General features: G+C 43.2%; 23 protein-coding genes. 15 read left to right on the top strand and 8 right to left on the bottom strand.

What is annotated here, in order from left to right:
* Positions 1–105: 105 nt before the first annotated feature.
* The 7 genes from QNI08_RS16825 to QNI08_RS16795 all read left to right on the top strand — a co-directional run bounded on the left by QNI08_RS16825 (position 106) and on the right by QNI08_RS16795 (position 7,397).
* Positions 106–1,002 carry a phytoene/squalene synthase family protein gene (locus tag QNI08_RS16825; protein WP_285768558.1) on the top strand — a complete coding sequence of 299 codons (897 nt, stop codon included), beginning with the start codon at positions 106–108 and terminating at the stop codon, positions 1,000–1,002.
* Positions 992–2,488, top strand: coding sequence for a phytoene desaturase family protein (locus QNI08_RS16820; protein WP_483313789.1), 1,497 nt, complete (start codon positions 992–994; stop codon positions 2,486–2,488). Before QNI08_RS16825 ends, QNI08_RS16820 begins: the two co-directional genes overlap by 11 nt.
* The gene (locus QNI08_RS16815; protein ID WP_285768556.1) at positions 2,481–3,878 is read left to right on the top strand and encodes an aldehyde dehydrogenase family protein; all 1,398 of its coding nucleotides are present in this window, start codon (positions 2,481–2,483) and stop codon (positions 3,876–3,878) included. Before QNI08_RS16820 ends, QNI08_RS16815 begins: the two co-directional genes overlap by 8 nt.
* Positions 3,879–3,936: 58 nt before the next feature.
* Positions 3,937–4,422 carry a glycosyl-4,4'-diaponeurosporenoate acyltransferase CrtO family protein gene (locus tag QNI08_RS16810; protein WP_285768555.1) on the top strand — a complete coding sequence of 162 codons (486 nt, stop codon included), beginning with the start codon at positions 3,937–3,939 and terminating at the stop codon, positions 4,420–4,422.
* A gap of 33 nt (positions 4,423–4,455) precedes the next feature.
* Positions 4,456–6,003, top strand: a complete 1,548-nt coding sequence (locus QNI08_RS16805) for a phytoene desaturase family protein (protein WP_285768554.1) — start codon at positions 4,456–4,458, stop codon at positions 6,001–6,003.
* A gap of 18 nt (positions 6,004–6,021) precedes the next feature.
* Positions 6,022–7,128, top strand: a complete 1,107-nt coding sequence (locus QNI08_RS16800) for a glycosyltransferase family 2 protein (protein ID WP_285768553.1) — start codon at positions 6,022–6,024, stop codon at positions 7,126–7,128.
* Between the two features lie 146 nt (positions 7,129–7,274).
* On the top strand, positions 7,275–7,397 hold the full coding sequence (locus tag QNI08_RS16795; RefSeq protein ID WP_285768552.1) for a gamma-type small acid-soluble spore protein: 123 nt from the start codon (positions 7,275–7,277) through the stop codon (positions 7,395–7,397).
* Between the two features lie 78 nt (positions 7,398–7,475).
* Here the strand turns inward: QNI08_RS16795 and QNI08_RS16790 are convergent, their stop codons facing one another.
* From QNI08_RS16790 to mreBH, 4 genes are all read right to left on the bottom strand, one after another.
* The gene (locus tag QNI08_RS16790; protein ID WP_285768551.1) at positions 7,476–8,702 is read right to left on the bottom strand and encodes a cation:proton antiporter; all 1,227 of its coding nucleotides are present in this window, start codon (positions 8,700–8,702) and stop codon (positions 7,476–7,478) included.
* Positions 8,703–8,708: 6 nt separating this feature from the next.
* On the bottom strand, positions 8,709–9,206 hold the full coding sequence (locus tag QNI08_RS16785; protein WP_285768550.1) for a cation:proton antiporter regulatory subunit: 498 nt from the start codon (positions 9,204–9,206) through the stop codon (positions 8,709–8,711).
* A 53-nt stretch (positions 9,207–9,259) separates the two neighbouring features.
* Positions 9,260–9,823 (bottom strand): tyrosine-type recombinase/integrase, encoded by a 564-nt coding sequence (locus QNI08_RS16780; protein WP_285768549.1) that lies wholly within the window; start codon positions 9,821–9,823, stop codon positions 9,260–9,262.
* Positions 9,824–10,178: 355 nt separating this feature from the next.
* Entirely contained in the window at positions 10,179–11,186 is a 1,008-nt protein-coding gene (gene mreBH / locus QNI08_RS16775) for a rod-share determining protein MreBH (RefSeq protein WP_285768548.1), read from the bottom strand.
* Between the two features lie 268 nt (positions 11,187–11,454).
* Here mreBH and QNI08_RS16770 point away from each other — a divergent pair, with 268 nt between their 5' ends.
* The 6 genes from QNI08_RS16770 (at position 11,455) to map (ending at position 16,619) form a co-directional block, all read left to right on the top strand.
* On the top strand, positions 11,455–12,552 hold the full coding sequence (locus QNI08_RS16770; protein WP_285768547.1) for an AbrB family transcriptional regulator: 1,098 nt from the start codon (positions 11,455–11,457) through the stop codon (positions 12,550–12,552).
* A 264-nt stretch (positions 12,553–12,816) separates the two neighbouring features.
* Entirely contained in the window at positions 12,817–13,608 is a 792-nt protein-coding gene (motA, locus tag QNI08_RS16765; protein ID WP_285768546.1) for a flagellar motor stator protein MotA, read from the top strand.
* On the top strand, positions 13,601–14,356 hold the full coding sequence (gene motB, locus QNI08_RS16760) for a flagellar motor protein MotB (RefSeq protein WP_285768545.1): 756 nt from the start codon (positions 13,601–13,603) through the stop codon (positions 14,354–14,356). The genes motA and motB overlap by 8 nt, the downstream gene beginning before the upstream one ends.
* A 44-nt stretch (positions 14,357–14,400) precedes the next feature.
* A complete protein-coding gene (locus QNI08_RS16755; RefSeq protein ID WP_285768544.1) occupies positions 14,401–14,676 on the top strand; it encodes a late competence development ComFB family protein in 276 nt (91 codons plus the stop codon).
* A 566-nt stretch (positions 14,677–15,242) separates the two neighbouring features.
* The gene (locus QNI08_RS16750) at positions 15,243–15,758 is read left to right on the top strand and encodes a type 1 glutamine amidotransferase domain-containing protein (protein ID WP_285768543.1); all 516 of its coding nucleotides are present in this window, start codon (positions 15,243–15,245) and stop codon (positions 15,756–15,758) included.
* Positions 15,759–15,872: 114 nt separating this feature from the next.
* Positions 15,873–16,619 carry a type I methionyl aminopeptidase gene (gene map / locus QNI08_RS16745; protein ID WP_285768542.1) on the top strand — a complete coding sequence of 249 codons (747 nt, stop codon included), beginning with the start codon at positions 15,873–15,875 and terminating at the stop codon, positions 16,617–16,619.
* Between the two features lie 161 nt (positions 16,620–16,780).
* Here map and mobB read toward each other — a convergent pair whose 3' ends face one another.
* From mobB to QNI08_RS16730, 3 genes are all read right to left on the bottom strand, one after another.
* Positions 16,781–17,347 (bottom strand): molybdopterin-guanine dinucleotide biosynthesis protein B, encoded by a 567-nt coding sequence (mobB, locus tag QNI08_RS16740; RefSeq protein ID WP_285768687.1) that lies wholly within the window; start codon positions 17,345–17,347, stop codon positions 16,781–16,783.
* Positions 17,341–18,606 carry a molybdopterin molybdotransferase MoeA gene (locus QNI08_RS16735; protein WP_285768541.1) on the bottom strand — a complete coding sequence of 422 codons (1,266 nt, stop codon included), beginning with the start codon at positions 18,604–18,606 and terminating at the stop codon, positions 17,341–17,343. Before QNI08_RS16735 ends, mobB begins: the two co-directional genes overlap by 7 nt.
* A gap of 94 nt (positions 18,607–18,700) precedes the next feature.
* Positions 18,701–18,925: a DUF1128 domain-containing protein gene (locus QNI08_RS16730; RefSeq protein WP_285768540.1), complete on the bottom strand. Its 225-nt coding sequence runs from the start codon at positions 18,923–18,925 to the stop codon at positions 18,701–18,703.
* A gap of 230 nt (positions 18,926–19,155) precedes the next feature.
* Here QNI08_RS16730 and QNI08_RS16725 point away from each other — a divergent pair, with 230 nt between their 5' ends.
* The gene (locus QNI08_RS16725) at positions 19,156–19,557 is read left to right on the top strand and encodes a YtxH domain-containing protein (RefSeq protein ID WP_285768539.1); all 402 of its coding nucleotides are present in this window, start codon (positions 19,156–19,158) and stop codon (positions 19,555–19,557) included.
* Between the two features lie 16 nt (positions 19,558–19,573).
* Positions 19,574–20,413: a YihY/virulence factor BrkB family protein gene (locus QNI08_RS16720; protein WP_285768538.1), complete on the top strand. Its 840-nt coding sequence runs from the start codon at positions 19,574–19,576 to the stop codon at positions 20,411–20,413.
* A gap of 331 nt (positions 20,414–20,744) precedes the next feature.
* Here QNI08_RS16720 and QNI08_RS16715 read toward each other — a convergent pair.
* On the bottom strand, positions 20,745–20,932 hold a 188-nt coding region (locus QNI08_RS16715; protein WP_285768537.1), incomplete at its 5' end, for a transposase.

Below are 20,932 nucleotides of genomic sequence, written 5' to 3'. Positions count from 1 at the left end.
GAGGAACCAGGATTTAAAATAAGTTCTAAGGTTACAGATTTGTAGCAGTAAATCGGCGCTTTATTATATTTCAATGATCTGCAATTAGATCAGAAGGAGATGGATATGGATAAAGAGCAAAGGCAAGCGGATTTTGATTATTGTGAAAAGATCATAAAGAAACATTCCAAAGTCTTTTACTATGCCTTTTCACAACTCCCTAGTGAAAAAGCAAAAGCCGTTTATGCCATCTATGCATTTTGCAGAACCGCAGATGAGTGTGCAGATGGAAGCCAGTCATCCAAGAAAAAGGTTCAGTTGCTGAGACAATTAAAGAAGGAACTTGATTTGTTCAACGAACATGAGGAATTGGATAAGCCACTATGGCGCGCACTCAGGCATGTATTCAATACGTATGATATGGATATCAGCCCATTTTATGACCAGCTGACTGGGCAATCCTTGGATTTGACATTTACACCCCCGAAAACAATGGATGAACTGGAAAGGTACAGTTACTATGTAGCTGGGTCCGTTGGTTTAATGCTTGTTCCTGTCATCGCTTCGAGATCTTCTGCGGATTTGCATTCATCAGTGATAAGTCTTGGCGTTGCCATGCAACTAACGAATATCCTGCGAGATATTGGAGAAGATTACCGTGAGAAAAATCGCATCTATCTACCCGAAGAAGAACTAACTCATGTCCACTATTCACAGCATGATTTAGATAACGGCACGATCAATGAAAATTTCATCGAACTATGGGAAAAACTTGCAGCTCGAGCTGAATCACTATATAGCAAGTTCTTGTTCAACATCGAGCTGTTGGATACAGATAGCCGCATACCGGTCTATCTGTCTGCTCACATTTACAGAGGCATACTTGATGCTGTGCGAAACAATGAATATCAGTGTCTAACCAAACGAAACTATGTTACAAAAGAAAAAATGGCCCAAATCAATGTTGCAGCCAACAACGTCTTTGGTTTGTGGGAAGGAGATGCATTTACAGTTGAAAAATAAAACCGTGATCATCATCGGAGGCGGACTCGGTGGACTGTCAGCTGCCATTTCACTCGCGCAAGCAGGATACGATGTCTCCTTATATGAGAAAAACAACCACATTGGAGGAAAATTGAACAGGCTGGATCAAGATGGTTTTGGTTTTGATCTCGGCCCATCCATCCTGACGATGCCTCGGATTTTTGAACGATTATTTTCCGCGAGTGGAAAATCCATGAAGGATTACGTCCCGATTGAAAAGCTGGATCATCAATGGCGCTCCTTTTTCCCTGGTGGAAATGTCATTGACTTATATGAAGATTTAAACGAAATGCAAGAGAAGAACTCAGCCCTGAATGAAAGTGATATGCGAGAATATCAAAATCTGCTCCACTATTCGAAAAGACTTTATGATATGACGGATAAAACCTATTTTCAGCATGGCGTTGATACGACGAGACAAATCATGAAACATACCGGATTGTTCACCGCTTTGAGGAACTTCGATCTGTTTTCTACGGTTCATGGAGCCATTAATAAACGGATCAGTAATGAGGAGCTCCGTGTGATGCTCTCCTATTTTATCAAGTACGTGGGTTCGTCCCCTTACGATGCACCGGCCGTATTGAATATGATGATCTACATGCAGCATGATCAGGGTGTCTGGTATATACCCGGCGGCTTACACAATCTTTCCAGTGGCCTGGTGAAGCTGGCTGAGGAAGTGGGTGTTACCTTCCACCTAGGAAAGCAGATCGTAAAACTTGAAAAAGAGAATGGGAAAATTAACGGAGCTGTTTTGGAAGACGGTACAAAACTAACAGCAGATTATTTTGTATCCAATATGGAAGTCATACCGGTTTACGAACGTTTACTGGAAGAAGACAGCCATTATGTGAAAAAACTGAAAAAAAAATTCGAGCCGGCCAGTTCCGGCCTCGTGATGCATTTGGGAGTGAAAAAGAGCTATCCGCAGCTGCGCCATCATAATTTCTTTTTCGCAGAAGATATGAAGCAGCAAATGCATTCGATCTTCCATCGTCATGAGCTGCCTGACGATCCGGTCATTTATTTGGTCAATGTCAATAAGACGGATCCGACACAAGCTCCTGCAGGATATGAAAATATAAAAGTACTGCCCCATATTCCCTATATTCGAGATCAACAACCTTATACACAGCAGGACTATGAACAATTCTCTGAGCGGGTTTTGATCAAATTGGAAAAAATGGGCCTGCATGACTTACGGGATAATATAGTCACAAAGGATGTATGGACACCGGAAGATATCAGGAGGGTGTATGGCTCCGACCGCGGTGCGATTTATGGAACGGTGTCAGACCGCATGAAGAATAAAGGATTTAAGCATCCGAAACAGAGTGAACTCTACGACAATCTATATTTTGTCGGTGGAACGGTAAACCCTGGCGGCGGAATGCCAATGGTTACCTTAAGTGGTCAGCTTGTAAGCGAGAAAATTGTTCAGAGGGATGTATCCAATGCCTGACAATGACGGTCATTTTCTAAAGACATTACCGGAAAGGCAGAGAGAGGATCTATTTTCCAGTGCCGATCTTTCAATTGAAACGCGTAAAAAAAAGCTATTGCAGCTGAAGACCATTCTTTTGGAGAATGAAACTGCATTTATTCAAGCCATTCATTCAGATTTGGGAAGACCGCCATTCGAAACCCTTTCTTCTGAAATTACGGTTTTATTAAATGAAATCGATTACGTATGCAAGCATTTAGCAAAATGGATCCGGCCCATTCGGTCCAGGCATCTAAAACTTGGATATGTGGAAGCGATCAAAAGAAAGAGGCATCCATACGGGAGTATACTCATCATTAGTTCGTGGAATTATCCGCTTCAGCTTGCATTGATGCCTGCCATCGGAGCGATAGCCAGCGGAAACCGCTGTGTGATCAAGCCGTCTGAACATGCACCTGCAACTGGTGAACTGCTTAGAGAGGTCATTAATCACGTATTTCCTCCCGAACAATTAACAGTTGTTACAGGAGATGCTCAGACCGCCAGCCTATTGACTTCTTCACCTTTTGACCTGATTTTTTTCACAGGCAGTCAGCAGACAGGAAAAGCGGTAGCGCGGCAGGCGGCCAATCAACTCACACCGGTGATACTGGAACTCGGCGGCAAAAACCCCTGTATCTTGGATGAAACGGGCTTTTCAAAAGCGGCAATCCAGCAAATCGTCTGGGGTAAGTTTCTTAATGCGGGGCAAACGTGTATTGCGCCGGACACACTGTATGTCCATCAGTCCATTTACGAAAAAACACTTTCTGAAATATCGGCTTCGCTTTCAGCTTTCTACGGAGATCGACCCCAGGAAAGCGATGATTATGGTAGGATTTGTAACGATGCACATTTCCAAAAGGTGGTTGATTTTATCGGGAAAGGTGATGTCTGGCATGGCGGGAAGTATGATAGAAACGATCGGTTCATCGAACCAACGGTGGTTGTGAATTTGAAACCGGGGAGTTCTATCATTCAGGAAGAGATATTCGGCCCGGTACTTCCTGTCATTCCATATACAGATTTAAGAACATTATTATCCAGTGATAGGATTCAACGTGATGCACTTACAGGCTATATTTTCAGTAAAGATAACAAACAAATCCTGCTGTTCATGGAATATATGAAGTCACCGACCATTAGCGTCAATCAAGTGATACATCATGCCGCGAATCCCCATGTCGCATTTGGAGGGGCTGGAAGAAGCGGATACGGTGCTTATCATGGAAAGGCTGGTTTTTTAGCCTTCAGTTATGACAAAACAAATTACAAAGCCTATCATTTCATCCATTTTCAAGGGAAATTCCCGCCTTATTCCGATAGAAATATGAAATTCTTGAAGAAGTTAAGAAAGTGGCTGTTGTAATTAGAATTCATAGAACACGATGTTACCTGTGAAGCATAAAAAAATGAGGGGAATTATCATGATTGTTTCATTACCTATCCATTGGATCATCATCATCGACATGTTTGCATGGCCCTTTTTTCATCTGTCCATTTCTGCCATTTGTTTGAAACTGCCATTGGTATGGTTTCTAAGAGATCAATTTTGGTTTCGGAGTTTCGCTTGGGAAAAATCCGGACAATTGTGGCAGCGTTTATTCCGAGTGAAAAAATGGAAAGGCTATATTATAGACGGCACGCTATTCCTTAAAAAGGGTTACAGTAAAAAGGGGTTACATGGCATCGGGTTGAGGGATTTGACGATCTTTGCTGCGGAAACAAAACGGGCGGAATTCACACACTGGCTCTCCATACTGCCTGCTCCGTTGTTCTTCTTGTGGAATCCTGTATGGGCGGGCTGGGTGATGATCCTGTATGCGTTTGTATTCAACCTTCCCATTATCGTTGTTCAGCGCTACAATCGCGGGCGTATTACTGCCATTATTTCAGAACTTGTTAAGAAATGAAGCAGCATATTGTAAGGAAATGAGGGAATGCACATGAGTAAGAAGGTTATTGTTGTGGGGGCAGGTGTTGCAGGGCTTGCTTCTGCAATCAGACTGCAGCAGGCGGGGTACCAGGTGGAGATATATGAAAAAGGAACAACTCCCGGTGGCAAAATGAATCGAATTGAACTGGATGGCTATACATTTGATTTGGGACCGAGTATTGTCATGATGCCGGAATTATATCGGGAGATCTTCGAACTATGCGGACGTAACCCCGATGATTATATTCCAATGGAAAAATTGAACCCGATTTATCGGGCTTACTTCAGTGATATTCCCGACAAGCCTTTTGATATCTCCTCAGACCTTACCGAATTGACACGGATGATTGAATCAATCAGCGAAGAGGATGCGGAAGGTTTTTTTCTATATCTGCATGAAATTTACAAAAGCTTTGTCGTTGCAAAGCATCATATTCTTCAAAGGCCATTCCGCAAAAAGGCTGATTTTTATAACCTTTCCATGCTGAAGAAAGTGATGAGACTGAAAGCACGCGGCACCGCAGATTCTTTTATAGGAAAATATATCAAGAATGAACGGCTGAAACAGTTAATCAGCTTTCAAACGTTGTACATAGGCATTTCCCCCATTGAAAGTCCATCTTTTTACAGCATGATCCCCATGATCCAATTTTTATATGGAGTATGGTTCATCAAAGGCGGTATGTATACGATGGCACTCTCTATGGAGAGGCTCTTCACGGAACTTGGAGGAACCATCCACTATGGCAAGGATGTGCAGGAAATATGCATTCATAATCGCCAGGCGACCGGGATTATCGTGGAGGGCAAAAAAATCTCTGCGGATTTTGTCGTTTGTAATGCAGACTTCCCATATGCCATGAAACACTTGATAAAAGACAAGACCGCTAAAGGGAAATATACCGATAGAAAGATTGACAGCATGAAATATACCTGTTCATGTTTTCTTTTATATCTCGGTATGGATCGAAAATATGAAGAAATTGGACATGTACATAATTTTATTTTCAATGAAAAGCTAAATCAGAATCTGGAAGATATTTTTGCAGGGAAGAAACTGACGAATGCCTCCTTTTATGTGTACATAGCTTCAAAAATGGATCCTTCCCTTGCACCCGATGGAAAGGATGGGCTGTATATCCTGATGCCTGTCTCGAATATAGCAACAGCCAAATATCAGTGGGAAGAGGAAACCATTTCTTATTATCGCAGCTACATTTTAGATGAATTAAAAAAAATCCGTGGTTTTGAAAACATTGAAAAGGAGATTGTAACCGAAACATATGCAACACCATTGGACTTTGAGTCAAAGTTCAATGCATATAATGGCGCCACTTTTGGTTTGCAGCCAATCATGGCCCAAAGCAACCACTTTCGCCCGCAAAGCAAAGCAACACATTGTGAAAATCTGTATTTTACCGGAAGCAGCACACATCCTGGTGCTGGTGTCCCTATCGTGCTATTATCCGCCAAGATCACTGCACAGGAACTGATACAAGACGATACAGGTGAAATGTTTGATTATTCAGGAAAAAGAAGACTTTCTGATGACTCTTAGATGAAGGAGGCGTTTTACATGACAGCTTCAGAAGTGATTAATCTCGCTATTGGTTTTCTGGCAGTTATGATTGCCATTATCATGTTCTGGTCTTTACCAGTTCCAATTTTCTCCTCCAGCAAGAATACCGGTCTTCCGTTTCTGTCAATCATCATTCCTGCGAGGAATGAAGGAGGCAGGCTCTCACCGTTATTGCAATCCCTGCAGGAACAACGTTTCAAGCAATTTGAAATACTGGTTGTTGACGACCATTCAACTGACAATACTGTGGTTATTGCGAAAAGCTACGGTGCAAATGTTCTAAAAAATGAAGGATCCGGGAAGTCATCTGCCTGCTGGCGTGGTGCCATGCATGCAAAAGGAAGTTGGCTATTGTTTTTGGATGCAGATACTGCCTTCACCAATTTGGATGGTTTAAAAAATCTATTGCATTTCTACCAGGGAAAAGGAGCCAGGGGCATTGTATCCCTTCAGCCCTATCACACGGTTGATCGCTTGTATGAACACCTTTCTGTAATATTTAACATTATTGTCATTGTGGGCATGAATGTATGTACCATCTGGGGATCACGGTTTAAAACCGCCGGTTCGTTCGGTCCGTGCATTTTATGCAATAGAGACGATTATCTTTTGTCGGGGGGGCATAAAAAGATCGAGGGAGAAATCATGGATGATCTGGCACTGGGCCAGGCATTTCTTGACCATAATCTCCCGGTTCATTGCTTGGGTGGCAAAGGGATCATCTCTTTACGCATGTATCCGGAAGGCTTGAACAGCCTGATAGAAGGCTGGTGCAAAAGCTTTGCCGTTGGTTCCAAGTCCACTCATCCAGTCATCATGTTGATGGTTATCATCTGGATTGCCGGCAGTTTAATCTCTACGGGAGCGTTGATCTCTTCCATTATTGAATTAGACGCTCCCGTCATTATTATCAGTGGAGTATTGTATATTCTCTATACGATTCAAACGGCATGGTTTGCCCGTAGGGTCGGTAATTTCAGATGGGCGGTATTCCCTTTTTATCCGTTTTTGTTTTTATTCTTCACAGGAGTCTATGTATATTCCTTCTTCCGGGTGAATGTTTTACGTTCTGTAAAATGGAAGGGCCGTAAACTAAATGTCTAGAAATCTAATCAACAAGATCTTGCTAAACAAATAAATCACCCGTTAAATTAAGTAGAAACCTTCGCCCCGATAGATTAATAAAGGTAAGAAATTTCGGATACTATCTCACGATGTTGGTTAAGTAACTATCGTGGAGGTGAATTCAAATGGAAAAGGAAAATCAAGCAGGTAACTTTAGACAAAACGCTATTCAATCTGAAACTGAGTTTGCAAGTGAAACGAATGTTCAAGAAGTAAAAAAGCAAAATCAACAATCAGAAGGCAGATAAATTCAATTTAGTATATAAAAAAAAGGAAGCCTGGGCTTCCTTTTTTATGCAGCAGCCAGACAATGTTGTCTGGGTTTTTTAATGCACTTCTTTCTCTTGTTCCCTTTCGATCTTCGGAGGGGTCCATTTGAAGACTTTATTTAGGATATTATAGATGTGTTTGGATTCCTTGGTCAGGATCGGTCCAAGAATCGCTAAGGTCAACACATATAATGCAGCAAACGGGGTGAGTATAGGCATTAAACCGCCGGCAATGCCAAGGTTTGCTAATATGATGGAGAATTCGCCACGCGAAACGATCGTTAATCCGATATTTGCGGATGCTCTGTGAGATAAGCCCGATTTGCGTCCGGCTATCATACCAGCGGCAAAGTTACCGATGATGGTGATGATCACGGCCCCAAGAACCATCCAGATTGCTCCGCCAAGGGAGGTCGGATCGATGCTCAAGCCGAAGCTGAAGAAGAATATGGCCCCGAAGAAGTCTCTAAAGGGAATGACAAGTTTTTCGATCCTGTCGCTATGTTCCGTTTCAGAAAAGACCAGCCCGAGCAATAAAGCGCCAATGGCTTCTGCTACATGAATCGTTTCCGAAAAACCTGCAATGAAGAATAGTAAAGCGAACACGACAATGATGAATATCTCATCCGAGGTTATATTGAACAACTTGTTCAGTACCCCAGAAGCCTTCCGGGCTATAACGAAGAATATCAGCATGTACCCGATCGCGATGAAAGTAGAAAGTAATGTCCCCCAAACGGAACCAGAAGAGCTTAATACCAATCCAGATACGACTGATAGATAAACAGCGAGGAAGATATCTTCAAACATGATAATACCAAGGATTAGCTCCGTTTCATTGTTACCGGTCCTTTTTAGGTCAACCAGTACCTTTGCCACGATGGCACTAGATGAAAAGCTGATAATCCCTGTTAGTATCAGCACCTCTTTTAAGGGAAGTCCCAGAAGGAAGCCATATATCAGGGCCATGCCCACGTTGATCAAAATGTAATAGGTTCCGCCCGTCACGATATTTTTTCCTGATTTCATTAGCTTTTTAACGGAAAATTCAAGCCCTAAATAAAACAGGAGGAATAAGATACCGATTCTCCCCAAGAACGCTATGATTTCATCACTCTCGATGAATCGCAGGTCAATCAGCCCGAAGTGCGGGGCATGAGGGCCCACGAGCATTCCGATGATTATGAGAATAGGTACATTGGATACTTTAAATTTACCTGCAATGAGAGCGGCGAATGCCACTAGAAGCAGGGCGGTGCCCACTTCGAAAACTAAATGGTCCATAGGAGCTTAATCACTCCTTTCGTCGGTCAATAATTCTCTTGTCAGGTTACGGATATCTTTCCTGTCGCCAGATATCACCAATGTGTCGCCTGTTTCGATGATGGAGTCGGGACCAGGATTGCTCAGTTGTTTTTTGCCCTTTTTCGAATGGGCAATGACGGTAACGTTATAATTGCTCCGGATATCAATCGAACCGATCGTTTGATTGATGGCTTTAGAACCTGGTTCGACCTTGAACCATTCTATCACCAGGTCACCCAGTGACATTTCAATCGTTTCGAGTGCTTGCGGTTTATAAACCATGCCGCCAATGATGGAAGCCAATTGCCTCGATTCCTGATCGTTAATGGTGATGCTTGAAATGACATCTTCATGCTCCTGGTCAAAATGGTATAATTCCCTGCGTCCGTCATCGTGAATGACGACTACTAACTTTTCATCATTTCTGGTTATGATTTCGAACTTTTGGCCAATACCAGGAAGTTCACTTTCTCTAATTCTCACTGGAATTCCTCCTTAAATTTGTTGGTTAGAGTGAACGGAAGATGGAAACATGTTCATAAGTTAACATCTATGATCGTCTTGAATTTCTTCTCCTTGGAAATGCCGATGTATTTCAGTGTCTCAGACGGGCTTGAATGATGGTAATGCTTTTGGATCAAAGCTAAAGACACCCCTTGTTTATAGGCATGATAGCCAAAAGTTTTACGCATCGAACTCGCTCCGAATTTACCTGCCAGCCCTGCACCTTCCACAGCATCATGAATGATACGGTGTGCCTGCTGCCGCGTGATCGGCTTTTTTGTCTTAGGGGAAAGAAAAAGAAATTGACCTTCGATAACCTTCGAGCCTTTAAGGTACTCTTGTAAAGCGGTACGAACCTTTAGGTTCAAAAAAATTTGGACGACTTCGCCATTTTCCAGCCGTTGCTCATAAAATTCCTTGATTTTCCCCGTTTCATCAAGGACGTCTGGGATCGTAATATCCAGCATTTCATTTATTTTCATGCCGGTGTTGATGCCGAGCACAAACAATAAATAATCGCGGCTGGAATGAGCTCGTAAATAGGTCTTCATTTTGCTGATTTGATTGATATCCTTAAAGGCTTCTACATATTCCATACATCTTCTCCTCTTGCCAATGTAACATAATTGTATTATATCATAACTTATGTAACATTGCATGCGTTAAGACCTATTAAGAAGATTCCTTCTCCAAAAGCAGCGTACCCTTAAACCGCGAAAAGGTTTTCTTATTCTCTGCACAAACAAGTGAAAATATATCAGTTTCTTTAAAAGTAAAACGGGGAGGGGGCCAACCTTTTTTTGTTTGTACAAGTTGGACAGCTTGAAATGATTACGTTCAATCAATGTAGGGCGCCAAAGTGTTGACCCTATCTTGGTTAAACGGACTTTTTAATTCCAAGCCCATTTGTCTGCAAACTAAAAAAGGAGCCCCAAGTAGGGACTCCTTTTTTTAGTATACCGCTTTTTGTAATTTGTGTATGACTTCAAGTGATAGTCCGGTTCCGATGGCAACTGATTCAAGCGGATTGTCTGCAAGCTGGACTGGAACGACAATTTCATTCGTCAGCCATTCTTGTATCCCGTTGAGGAGAGCGCCGCCTCCTGATAGGATGACACCTTGATCGACGATGTCCCCGCTCAGTTCAGGCGGGCAGTCCTCCAATGTGGCCCTGATCGACTCCAATATATGTAGAAGCGATTCCTGAATGGCCGACTGAACGTCAGTGGATGATATGGTAATGGGCTTTGGCAGGCCAGTTACAAGGTCGCGGCCCCTGACTTCCATCGTCACCACGGAGTGTTCGACAAGTGCATAGCCGATTTCTTTTTTTATCTCCTCGGCTGTTCTTTCGCCAATCAGCACATTATGTTTTTTCCTGACATATTGGCTGATATCTTCATCCAATTGATCCCCGCCAATTCTGATTGAATTGCAGGATACCACTCCGCCGTATGATATGATCGCAACCTCAGTCGTCCCGCCGCCTATATCGACGATCACATTGGCAACGGGCTCCTCGACAGGAAGCCCTGCCCCGATTGCCGCCGCTACCGGTTCCTCGATAAGATGGACCTGCTTAGCTCCGCAGCTTTTGACTGCATCCTGTATGGCCCTTCTCTCGACAGACGTTGAACCTGAGGGCGTACATACCACGACACTGGGCTTCCGGAGCGATAAGCCCAGGGCCTTGCTGGCTTTTTTCATGATTTCACGAAGCATTTGTGCCGTTACATCAAAATCTGCAATGACGCCGTCCTTTAACGGGCGGATTGCGACGATATTACCAGGTGTTTTCCCAATCATGTTTTTTGCATCCACACCGACTGCCAATACTTTATTAGTCTCTATATCAATGGCCACCACAGATGGCTCATTAAATACGATTCCTTTATTTTTACTGTAAACTAATGTATTTGCAGTTCCTAAATCAATGCCTATTTCTGTATTTGATAACATTTAGTCACCCCTCCATAAGAGTTTGACCCCTATATACTCATTCTACCTTTTGTAGGGTGTTTATGGGGGTGGTAATTCTAGTAAATAACAGACAGGTGACATCGTACCCTATTCAATAAGTGGCTACTATGCAAAAAAAATCAAGAAATTTCAGGCGGTGGCGTATATTTATTGCCCTGGCTTTTGTCCTGAACAGGGGCGGTGCACCTTGGGAACCGTCCTTTTTATGTTAAGATATAGATGAAAATGAGATAAAGAAGGTAATGTTGTGTGTACATATTTTATTGAGAGTAAGAGTTTTAAAGTCATTTTTACATCCATACTTGCTTTCCTTGGCGGCTATACGTTTCATCGACTTGGCGTATACTTGCCGTGGATGCTTGGACCTTTATTTGTAGTTATGATTGCGAAAGTGAAGCTTGGGAAGTACATGTATTGGTCCAGGCCCTTCAGAAGCATGGGGCTCGTCATTCTAGGATTGCAACTGGGCAGTTCTTTCACGAAACAATCCTTGAACGAGATGGTTGAATATTTGCCTGTCATGCTTTTTACGACAATCGCCATCATATTATTTTCCATGGTGACTGGATGGCTTGTCGGGAAACGAATGAACTTATCCCCAAGCACTTCCATGCTTGGCAGTTTTCCAGGCGGTCTTTCACAAATGGTGGTTTTGAGTGAGGAAATGAAGAATAGCGATGAAACGGTCGTCGGTTTCATGCAAACACTTCGGATCATTCTCGTCATATCGTTCGTTCCTTGGCTGGCGACACATGTAATGTCAGTTGGTTCAAGTGCGGTTGCGGCCATGGCTGATCGGCCTTTTTTCTTTTTTGATTATGACGGGAAAATGGCCATCATGATGCTGGTGACCTTGCTATCAATCATCTTCGTCACAAAGAGGATGAATTTCCCGCTGCCTTTTTTACTGGGTCCTTTAATGGCTGCGGCCATATTCAATTTAGTCGGACCAGGAGCACCGCAAATACCTGACTTTTGGCTGAGCATGTCACAATTATTGATTGGCGCCCATTTAGGCTGCACATTGAAGGTTGATAACCCAAGGCTTTTCAGGAAAATGTTCGGAGCTGTATTCTTAAGTAATGTACTATTGATCGGTTTTTGCTATTTATTATCCATACAGTTGGCTCCGCTGCTATCTTTGCAGGCAAATGAATTGTTCCTGAGCATGGCGCCAGGCGGTGTTGCGGAAATGGCTGTCACAGCGATGTCCGTACAAGTCGATTTATCGGTTGTCACAAGTTTTCATTTATTCAGGATCTTATTCATCTTGTTCCTTCTTTCTCCCATTATTAAATGGATTGATGGAAGAAACGAGGTGAAACAGGAGCAAAGGCAAAGCTGATTAGCTTTGCCTTGTTTCGATCTGGAAAAATTCAAGGCTAAAATGAAAAACCTCACAGAGGACGGCAACAGCTTTTTAGGTGCTTGAAATTCAACTGAACTGTGGGATTTTGCGGGTTAAACGGCATGGTACAAGGAGAAAAGTAGGTAGATTTTGTGATCATTTGATGGAATTTAAACCGGAATAGTAAAATAATCCTCATTTTTTTCGAAAATCAACCGATATAAAAATTAAGACGAGATTTTAAATGAATGGGTGAATATTATGGATATAACATCAGTTTTGGGCGTAGTTCTTGGTATTGTGGCCATTTTGGTCGGAATGGTTCTGAAGGGAGTAAGTGTAACGGCGTTGGTCAATCCTGCCGCTATTCTGATCATCATTGTAGGGACGATTGCCGCTGTCGTAACGGCTTTCCCATTGTCGGAATTAAAAAGACTGCCAAAAATATTCAAGATTTTATTTTTGCAGCAAAAGCTGACGAAGCCGGAGGAATTAATCAAAACATTTTCCGAATGGGCGGTCATCGCCCGGAAAGAAGGCTTATTGGCATTGGAAAGCATTTCCGATCAAGTGGATAATACCTTTTTGAAAAATGGCTTGAATCTTGCAGTTGAAGGTCAGAGTGCCGACTACATTCGCGATATTCTAGCTGAGGAAATCGATGCGATGGAAGAACGCCATCTGAGCGGTGCCGCGATTTTCACTCAAGCGGGTACATATGCACCGACGCTTGGAGTATTGGGGGCGGTAATCGGATTGATCGCTGCCTTGGGGAACATGGCTGACACGGAGGCATTGGGTCATGCGATATCTGCTGCGTTCGTTGCAACCTTGATGGGGATTTATACGGGGTATGTATTATGGCATCCCTTTGCCAATAAGCTCAAGCGAAAATCTCAGCAGGAGGTCCGGATCAAGGAAATGATGATTGAGGGGATTTTATCGATCATCGAAGGTGAAGCGCCAAGAACGATCGAACAGAAATTGACATCCTATTTGCCTGCTGGTGATCGGAAAAAGTGGCTGGAAGGCGATGTGAGAGAAGATGGCTAGGCGGAAAAAGAAACAAAGGCATGAAGAGCATATCGATGAGTCGTGGCTGGTCCCTTATGCTGATATCCTAACATTGCTTCTGGCTCTTTTTATCGTTTTGTTCGCTTCGAGTTCGGTGGATGCCGTTAAGTTCCAGCAATTGTCCAATGTCTTTAACCAGGTGTTTACGAGCGGATCGGGATTTATGGAATTCCCGAGTGATTCCCCAAGCAATGAGCCCACATCGCCAGAGCAAAAGGCAGGTGCGGAGGATCTTGAGAAATTAGGGAAAAATGAGCAGGAAGAGCTTAAAGAAGTGAAGAAGCGTGTCGACGCCTATATCAAAAAGAATGATTTAACGGATAAGTTGGGAACGAACCTTACCGATGAAGGCATGTTGATTTCGATAAGGGAAAATGTTCTGTTTGAATCGGGTGTGGCTGAAGTTAGAAGTGAAAACCGGAAAATCGCCAAGGAAATTTCCGCTTTGCTGGTCATGGACTTGCCCCGAAATATCATCGTAAGCGGGCATACCGATAATATTCCGATCAAGAATTATCAATATCAATCCAACTGGGATCTGAGCGTGATGCGATCGGTGAATTTCATGAAGCTCCTTCTCGAAAATAAAGAGTTGGACCCTGAGATGTTCAGTGCTAAAGGACATGGGGAATTCAAGCCGGTGGCTTCTAACGATACGAAAAAAGGTAGAGCGAAAAATCGGAGAGTTGAAATCCTGATTGTTCCGCGGACAGCAATAAATCAGTGAAACCTGTCTGGAATGGACGGGTTTTACTTTTTGAAGGAGCAAAAATGGATAGAGAATATACAAATGTGATGGAAGAAATCGTAGTCACGTGGGTTCAGGTTTTAATGTCAGGCATGGAATACCAAACCTTTTGTTCATGCAGAAAATGTAAAAATGATATCATCACTTTATCATTGAATAATATGCCAAACTACTATGTAACCACAGAAGAAGGACGTCTGCGGATATTTGAGAATCTGAATACGGAAGAAAACCGGAAATGGATCAATAAAAGAATCATCAATGCCATACATGTTGTGGGGCAATATCCTAAACATTGACTAACAGGAGGGAAGATAGGGCATTAGCTGCCTTATCTCAGACTATAGGCAAGCTCGATGAAAATCGAGTTTGTCTATTTTTATGAGTTGGTGCTTAGGGCCGTTGATTTCCTCTCCAGGCACTTAGCTTACAGAGGCGGTCCGGGAGCCTCCTCGGCTTTTCAGCCTCTGATTACTCCCGTGACCCGCACTTCCCGCAGGAGTCTCGAACACCCTCTCCAACCAACTTTGTTTTTAGATAGAGCCCTTTTCCCTAATATTGAATCATACCGGCTTTACCCTATACACACCCTCGCACAAAAGAGTGGTTCTTTCGCAAACATGACTGCGTATACGATGAACATTTTATGGAAGGTCAGATTTTGCGCCACCATCATGATGTAAATCCTATCTATGCAAAACGAAAAAAAACGATTGAGCGAGTATTCGCAGATGCCAAAGGATTGATTCAGTATTGCTTTCAGGGAAGATTATGATTTATGTGTTTTATTTACGGTACAGGAGGGAACATAAATAAAGGACAAAGATAGGTTCATTCGATCAAAAAATGAGGAGATGAATTTAATATGAGTAAAAAAATTGCATGTGTAGTGACGAATATGTTTGAGGATTCCGAGTATAGTGAACCGGCCAGGGCATTTGAGGAAGCGGGCCATACCGTGACGGCGATCGAAATGGAAAAAGGGAAAACGGTTAAAGGAAAACAAGGTGAAGTCGAAGTCAAGATTGACGAAAGCATCGATTCAGTGAAAGCGGAGGATTTTGATGCATTGTTCATTCCCGGCGGTTTCTCGCCTGACCAGCTGCGTGCTGATGAACGCTTCGTAACATTTGCCAAAGCATTCATGGATGATAAAAAGCCTGTCTTTGCGATTTGTCATGGACCTCAGCTGTTGATTACGGCCAAGGCACTCGAAGGACGCCATGCAACTGGCTATACCTCTATTAAAGTCGATATGGAGTATGCAGGTGCCACCTATTTGGACAAGGAGGTTGTGGTTTGCGGCAACCAACTTGTGACCAGCAGAACACCTGAAGATCTTCCTGCATTTAACCGGGAATCGCTAAACTTATTGAAATGATAAAAATCCGGCAGCTGCCGGGTTTTTTTATGGAATAATCTTTAAAGGATTCATATACTTCCATCTTTGCAGTAAAATAAAAGGAGAGACGAAATAAAAAAGGAAGTGTCACGATTGATCGTATTAAAGTCAGCACGTGAAATTCAAGCGATGCATGAATCAGGTAAAATTTTGGCCGCTTGTCATAGGGAGATCGCAAAAATGATCGCTCCCGGTGTGACCACGTGGGAAATAGAGGAATTTGTCGAGGGGTTTCTAAAAAAACATGGAGCGAAGCCTGAACAGAAAGGATACAAAGGGTATGAATATGCGACATGTGCAAGCATAAATGAAGAAATCTGCCATGGATTCCCTCGTAAAACACCTTTGAAAAATGGGGATATCGTAACGATTGATATGGTCGTCAATCATAACGGAGCCCTTGCCGACTCGGCCTGGACGTATACGGTCGGCAAGGTTTCGAAGGAAACGGAACATTTGGTGCAGGTGACGAAGGATTCTTTATATAAAGCTATCGAAGTGAGTCTGGCAGGCAATCGGATAGGTGATATCGGTCATGCCATCCAATCATATGTCGAGGCGGAGGGCTTTTCGGTCGTTCGCGATTTCATCGGGCATGGAATAGGGAATGTCATTCATGAGGAGCCGCAGGTTCCGCATTATGGGCTGCCGAATAAAGGGCCGCGCCTTAAGGAAGGCATGGTATTCACGATCGAGCCGATGGTCAACGTAGGTACATATAAGGCCACGAGGGATTCAAATGGATGGACCGCTTCCACTGCAGACGGCAAATATTCTGCCCAATACGAGCACACGATCGCCATAACCAAAAACGGTCCGCTTATTTTGACGGAGCAATGATAGACGAAAGGTTCCGGAATGATCGCATTCCGGAACCTTTTAAATTTTGAGCCGGCGAGGATGAACGTAGTGATGACCGAGTTCATTCATTGTCAGATCCAGCAGCAGTAGCATTCGGAACATCGATCACCTTTGCAGCGATCACTTTCTGCAATCGGAAATCATCGGTCTCCGTCGTCGGATTTCCTTAATGCAATTGAATGAGCATTGTGCCATCCTAAAATTTGTTCTAAAAACCATTCAAAGAATTGGTCCGCATCCAAGGAAAAGACAGGCACGGAAGCTTGCTTCCTGGTTCGTTCAAGGCAATCAGGCCAAGCCACGGCCGCTTTGACATTAGTAAGTCGCTCCAATAAAAGAAGGTCACTTTCTTCTTTGATCAGGACGAGCTTTGGAAAGTCCTTTTGCTTATGTCCTTCAATTAAAATCACATCTGGATGAAAAAGCCCCAATAATTGAATCAGCTCAGTGATTGGAGGTTCACTATTGAAACTGCCGAGCAATTCCAATGATCCGTCCCCTTCGACAAGCGAAGCTATCGCCCCGGCCTGAAAATGATTATGCGAATCCTTTACATTATTGATATTCGGCTTTCCCCCATGGCCATGGTGCTTTAATACGGCCACCTCCACATTCACTTCACGAAGCTTCATGATGACCTTCTTTATGAATGTCGTCTTTCCTCTATTCTGATAGCCAACAACCTGGAAAATAAACGGCTTCACCACGGCCAACTGCTGCCTTCCTGGTCCTCGAGCAAGAGGATCTCCACGATATCCCCCGAGTGAAAATTACGACTTCCTCCAGGCAGGACGGTCAGTGCATTGGCACCTGCCAGGCTAGTGGTTATATTGGATTTATCCACACCGCTGGGGGTTACTCTCAACTGGCCTAATTCGTAATACAATCGTGTTCGCAGGAGACGGGTGAATGGGTTGGGCTTTAGGATGTCATCTGCCAATCGAGCGGACTCTTTACGTAAATGCGGCTGTTCCGAAAACAGCATCGTCCGGATGACCGGTCTCACAAATAGTTCAAAGCCGACATAACAAGCAGATGGGTTGCCCGATATACCGAATAAAAATTTATTTCGATAGACGGCAACAGTAGTAACGCTTCCGGGGCGCATGGCCACTTTGTTGAATAACACATCTGCACCTAGTTTTTGATATATCTCTGGAAGAAGGTCGAAGTCACCGACGGATACGCCTCCAGTTGTAATCAGCAGATCAACTTCCTCCAAAGCCTTTGAGATTGCAGCATAGCTTGATGGAAATTCATCCTTAAGCTTTCCATAATAACGGACTTCTCCTCCAGCCCTTTCGATCTGGGCAGAGATGGCATGCGAGTTGCTATTGCGGATTTTCCCAGGCTGTAAGGGTTCATGAACATCGAGGAGCTCCGAACCTGTAGCGAATAATCCTATGATAGGCTTGGCGGCAACAGGGACTTCGGCATATCCGAAAGTGGCTAGTAAGCCAATGATACCTGGATTGATATATGTGCCTTTTTTTACGAGAATATCGCCTTCACTGGCGTCCTCTCCTTGGAATGAAACATTTTCCCCTTCCTCAAGGGAGCGTTTGAATGATATGTATTTCTTTCCGTCCATCTCCGATTCCTTGGTCAGCTCGAGCATGATGACGGCATCGCATCCAGCGGGCAATTGAGCACCGGTCATGATCCGGGCCGCTTGGTTTTGCTGTATAGGGACGGTCGATACCATACCCGCAGCCAGCTCTTCCACCACCTCGAACGTGAGAGGGTTATGGATGGAACCCTTTTCGGTATCCTTTGACCGGAGAGCGAAGCCATCATATGGCGAGCGGTTAAAATGCGGAACATCATTTTTAGCTGTAATATCTTTTGCCAAAAAACGATGCTGGCTTTCATCCAGCGGAACCCATTCCATTTGTCCATCCAATTTGTATTCCATCACTTTATTGACGGCTTCTGCGATACTTATTGGCGTCCTTCTTTCCACCATGCTTTTCCACTCCTATCTCTTTTTCTATATATCAAATGTAGCAGAAATCCAAAAAAAAAGAAAAATCCTCACCAATTTGGGAGGATTCGATCGTTTACTTATTGCGCAGTCTTCCAAGTTCTTCAGCGATTGCTTCCATTTCACGGACACTGAAATTCGTTTTTTTCATGACCATTTGATATATGTCATGAAGATCTTCATACATATCGATATCAAAATGGGTGGATTTGATGGCACCGAAGTTCATCACTTTCAATTTATCTTTTATTGCTTCCACCATAAACTCGACGCTTTCGGCCGTGTTTTGAGTTAAGTCCATTTTCCTCATCCTTTCAAGCGTTCCTAAATTATTTTCATCTTTGCATGATTGCCCATAGAAGTCAATGGATATTGGGACTGAAAAGAAGCATGAAACCCAATTCACTCGATGGAATCCGCGTTTTAAAGTGGTCGGGTTTGGGAAAAGATAGGAAAAAACTTATATAAACATTGTATAATGGAGATAGATACCATTATCCATCAATCAATATATGACGAGGAGGAGAATATATGAGCAACATTCGAGAAGAATATAATAGTGAAAAGAAAAGCAAATTTATGCAAGCGATCATTATAGGGGCGGTTGCAGGGGCTGTAGTAAGCCTTTTCGATAAAACGACCCGTACGTCTGTATTGGATAACAGTAAAAGCTGCATGGGTAATGTAAGGGATTTTGTAAAGAATCCCAATGGGTTTCTTTCCCAAGTGCGGGAAACATCAAAGAAGGTCCGATCAACGGTTGAAAAGATTTCTGATGATGTAACGTTCATTTCCCAAAAAGTCGAGGAAATGAAAGATATTCCAGCACAAGTTGCTCAAGTGGTGATGGAGACGAAGGAGGTCTTCACTGCCGAGAATGAGGATGAATCGTCAGCGAATGCTCATTCGGAAAACCGGCTTTCCTTAAATTAGAAAATGGGGTGGAGGTATGGCCAATAAAAAGGAATGGCTGAAAGGCTCATTCTTCAAGGCTTTCATTAAACGGCTGCAGATGGATGAAGTGACGGGATTGGCAGCCCAGCTGTCTTATTTCTTCCTGCTCTCCTTGTTTCCGTTATTAATTTTCTTGTTCACTTTATTGGCCTATCTGCCATTTTCCCAAGAAGATATATTAAATACTGTCCGTTCGTATGCACCTGACGATTCGATGAAGATCATCGAGGCCAATTTATCGGAAGTGATGGAAGCGAACGGGACATTATTGTCGTTTGGTATCATCGGAACGATTTGGTCGGCCTCAAATGGAATGAATGCAATCATTAAAGCGTTTAACCACGCATATGGTGTAAAAGAAAGTCGAACTTTCTTTATTTCCCGGGGAATGTCGATTTTGCTCACCTTAGCGATGATTTTCGTTTTTATTGTCGTATTACTGCTGCCGGTATTCGGTAAGCAAATCGGGGTTTTCCTGTTTTCTGAAATTGGGCAATCCGACGAGTTCCTGACGATTTGGAATCAACTGCGTTGGGTGGTCAGCACGATTGTATTCATGATCGTGTTTACGATTCTTTACTGGATTGCACCTAACAAAAGGCTAAGATGCTTAACTGTGCTGCCTGGTGCTATCTTTGCAACGGCAGGCTGGAGCCTAGTTTCCTTTTTGTTTTCCTTTTATGTCGATAAATTCGCCAATTATTCAGCAACATACGGAAGTCTTGGGGGAATCATCGTTTTGATGATCTGGTTTTATTTATCAGGACTCATCATTATCCTGGGCGGGGAAATAAATGCCCTCTTAAGCGAAATGAAAAATCCAGAATGTGAGTGAGCTTCCTTGACTTCCCGTAATGGTGAGCATGCTTGCTGCAAATACTATTCAAGAAATGACAACTTTTGTGAAGGAGGAGTTTTTTTATGAGTAAAAAGGATGGCAGCACAAAGCAAAAAGGTAAAAAAGGCTCGAACCATAAAACGTCTGGTTCTGCAAACGGAAAGAACGGGTACCATTAAGCGGCCGAACTAAAAAAAGGAGCCCCTCAGGCTCCTTTCTGTTTGTAGACAAAAGGGGTACGGAATTATTAAATTCCGTACCCCCTTTTGAAATTCCCTATTGATTTTTACCTATAGTTAAGAGATTGAAGCTCTACGAGCCCACCATGTTAGGCCATTTTTGGACCTTTCCATGTCCAATTGGCCATCTTCTTTATATTCATGGCAGCGAAAGTAAGCATCGCTTGCATCGACAATTTTTTAAGTCCCCTTAAAGTAGTCCAACGCATACCATGCTTTTCTTTTGCATCTGCGAATACACGCTCAATCGTTTCTTTGCGTTTCGCATAGATAGGTT

The organism is Peribacillus folii (assembly GCF_030271255.1).
GTDB lineage: Bacteria > Bacillota > Bacilli > Bacillales > DSM-1321 > Peribacillus.
Note: the sequence above shows the minus strand (reverse complement) of the source record. Positions and strands in the feature narration are given on the sequence as shown.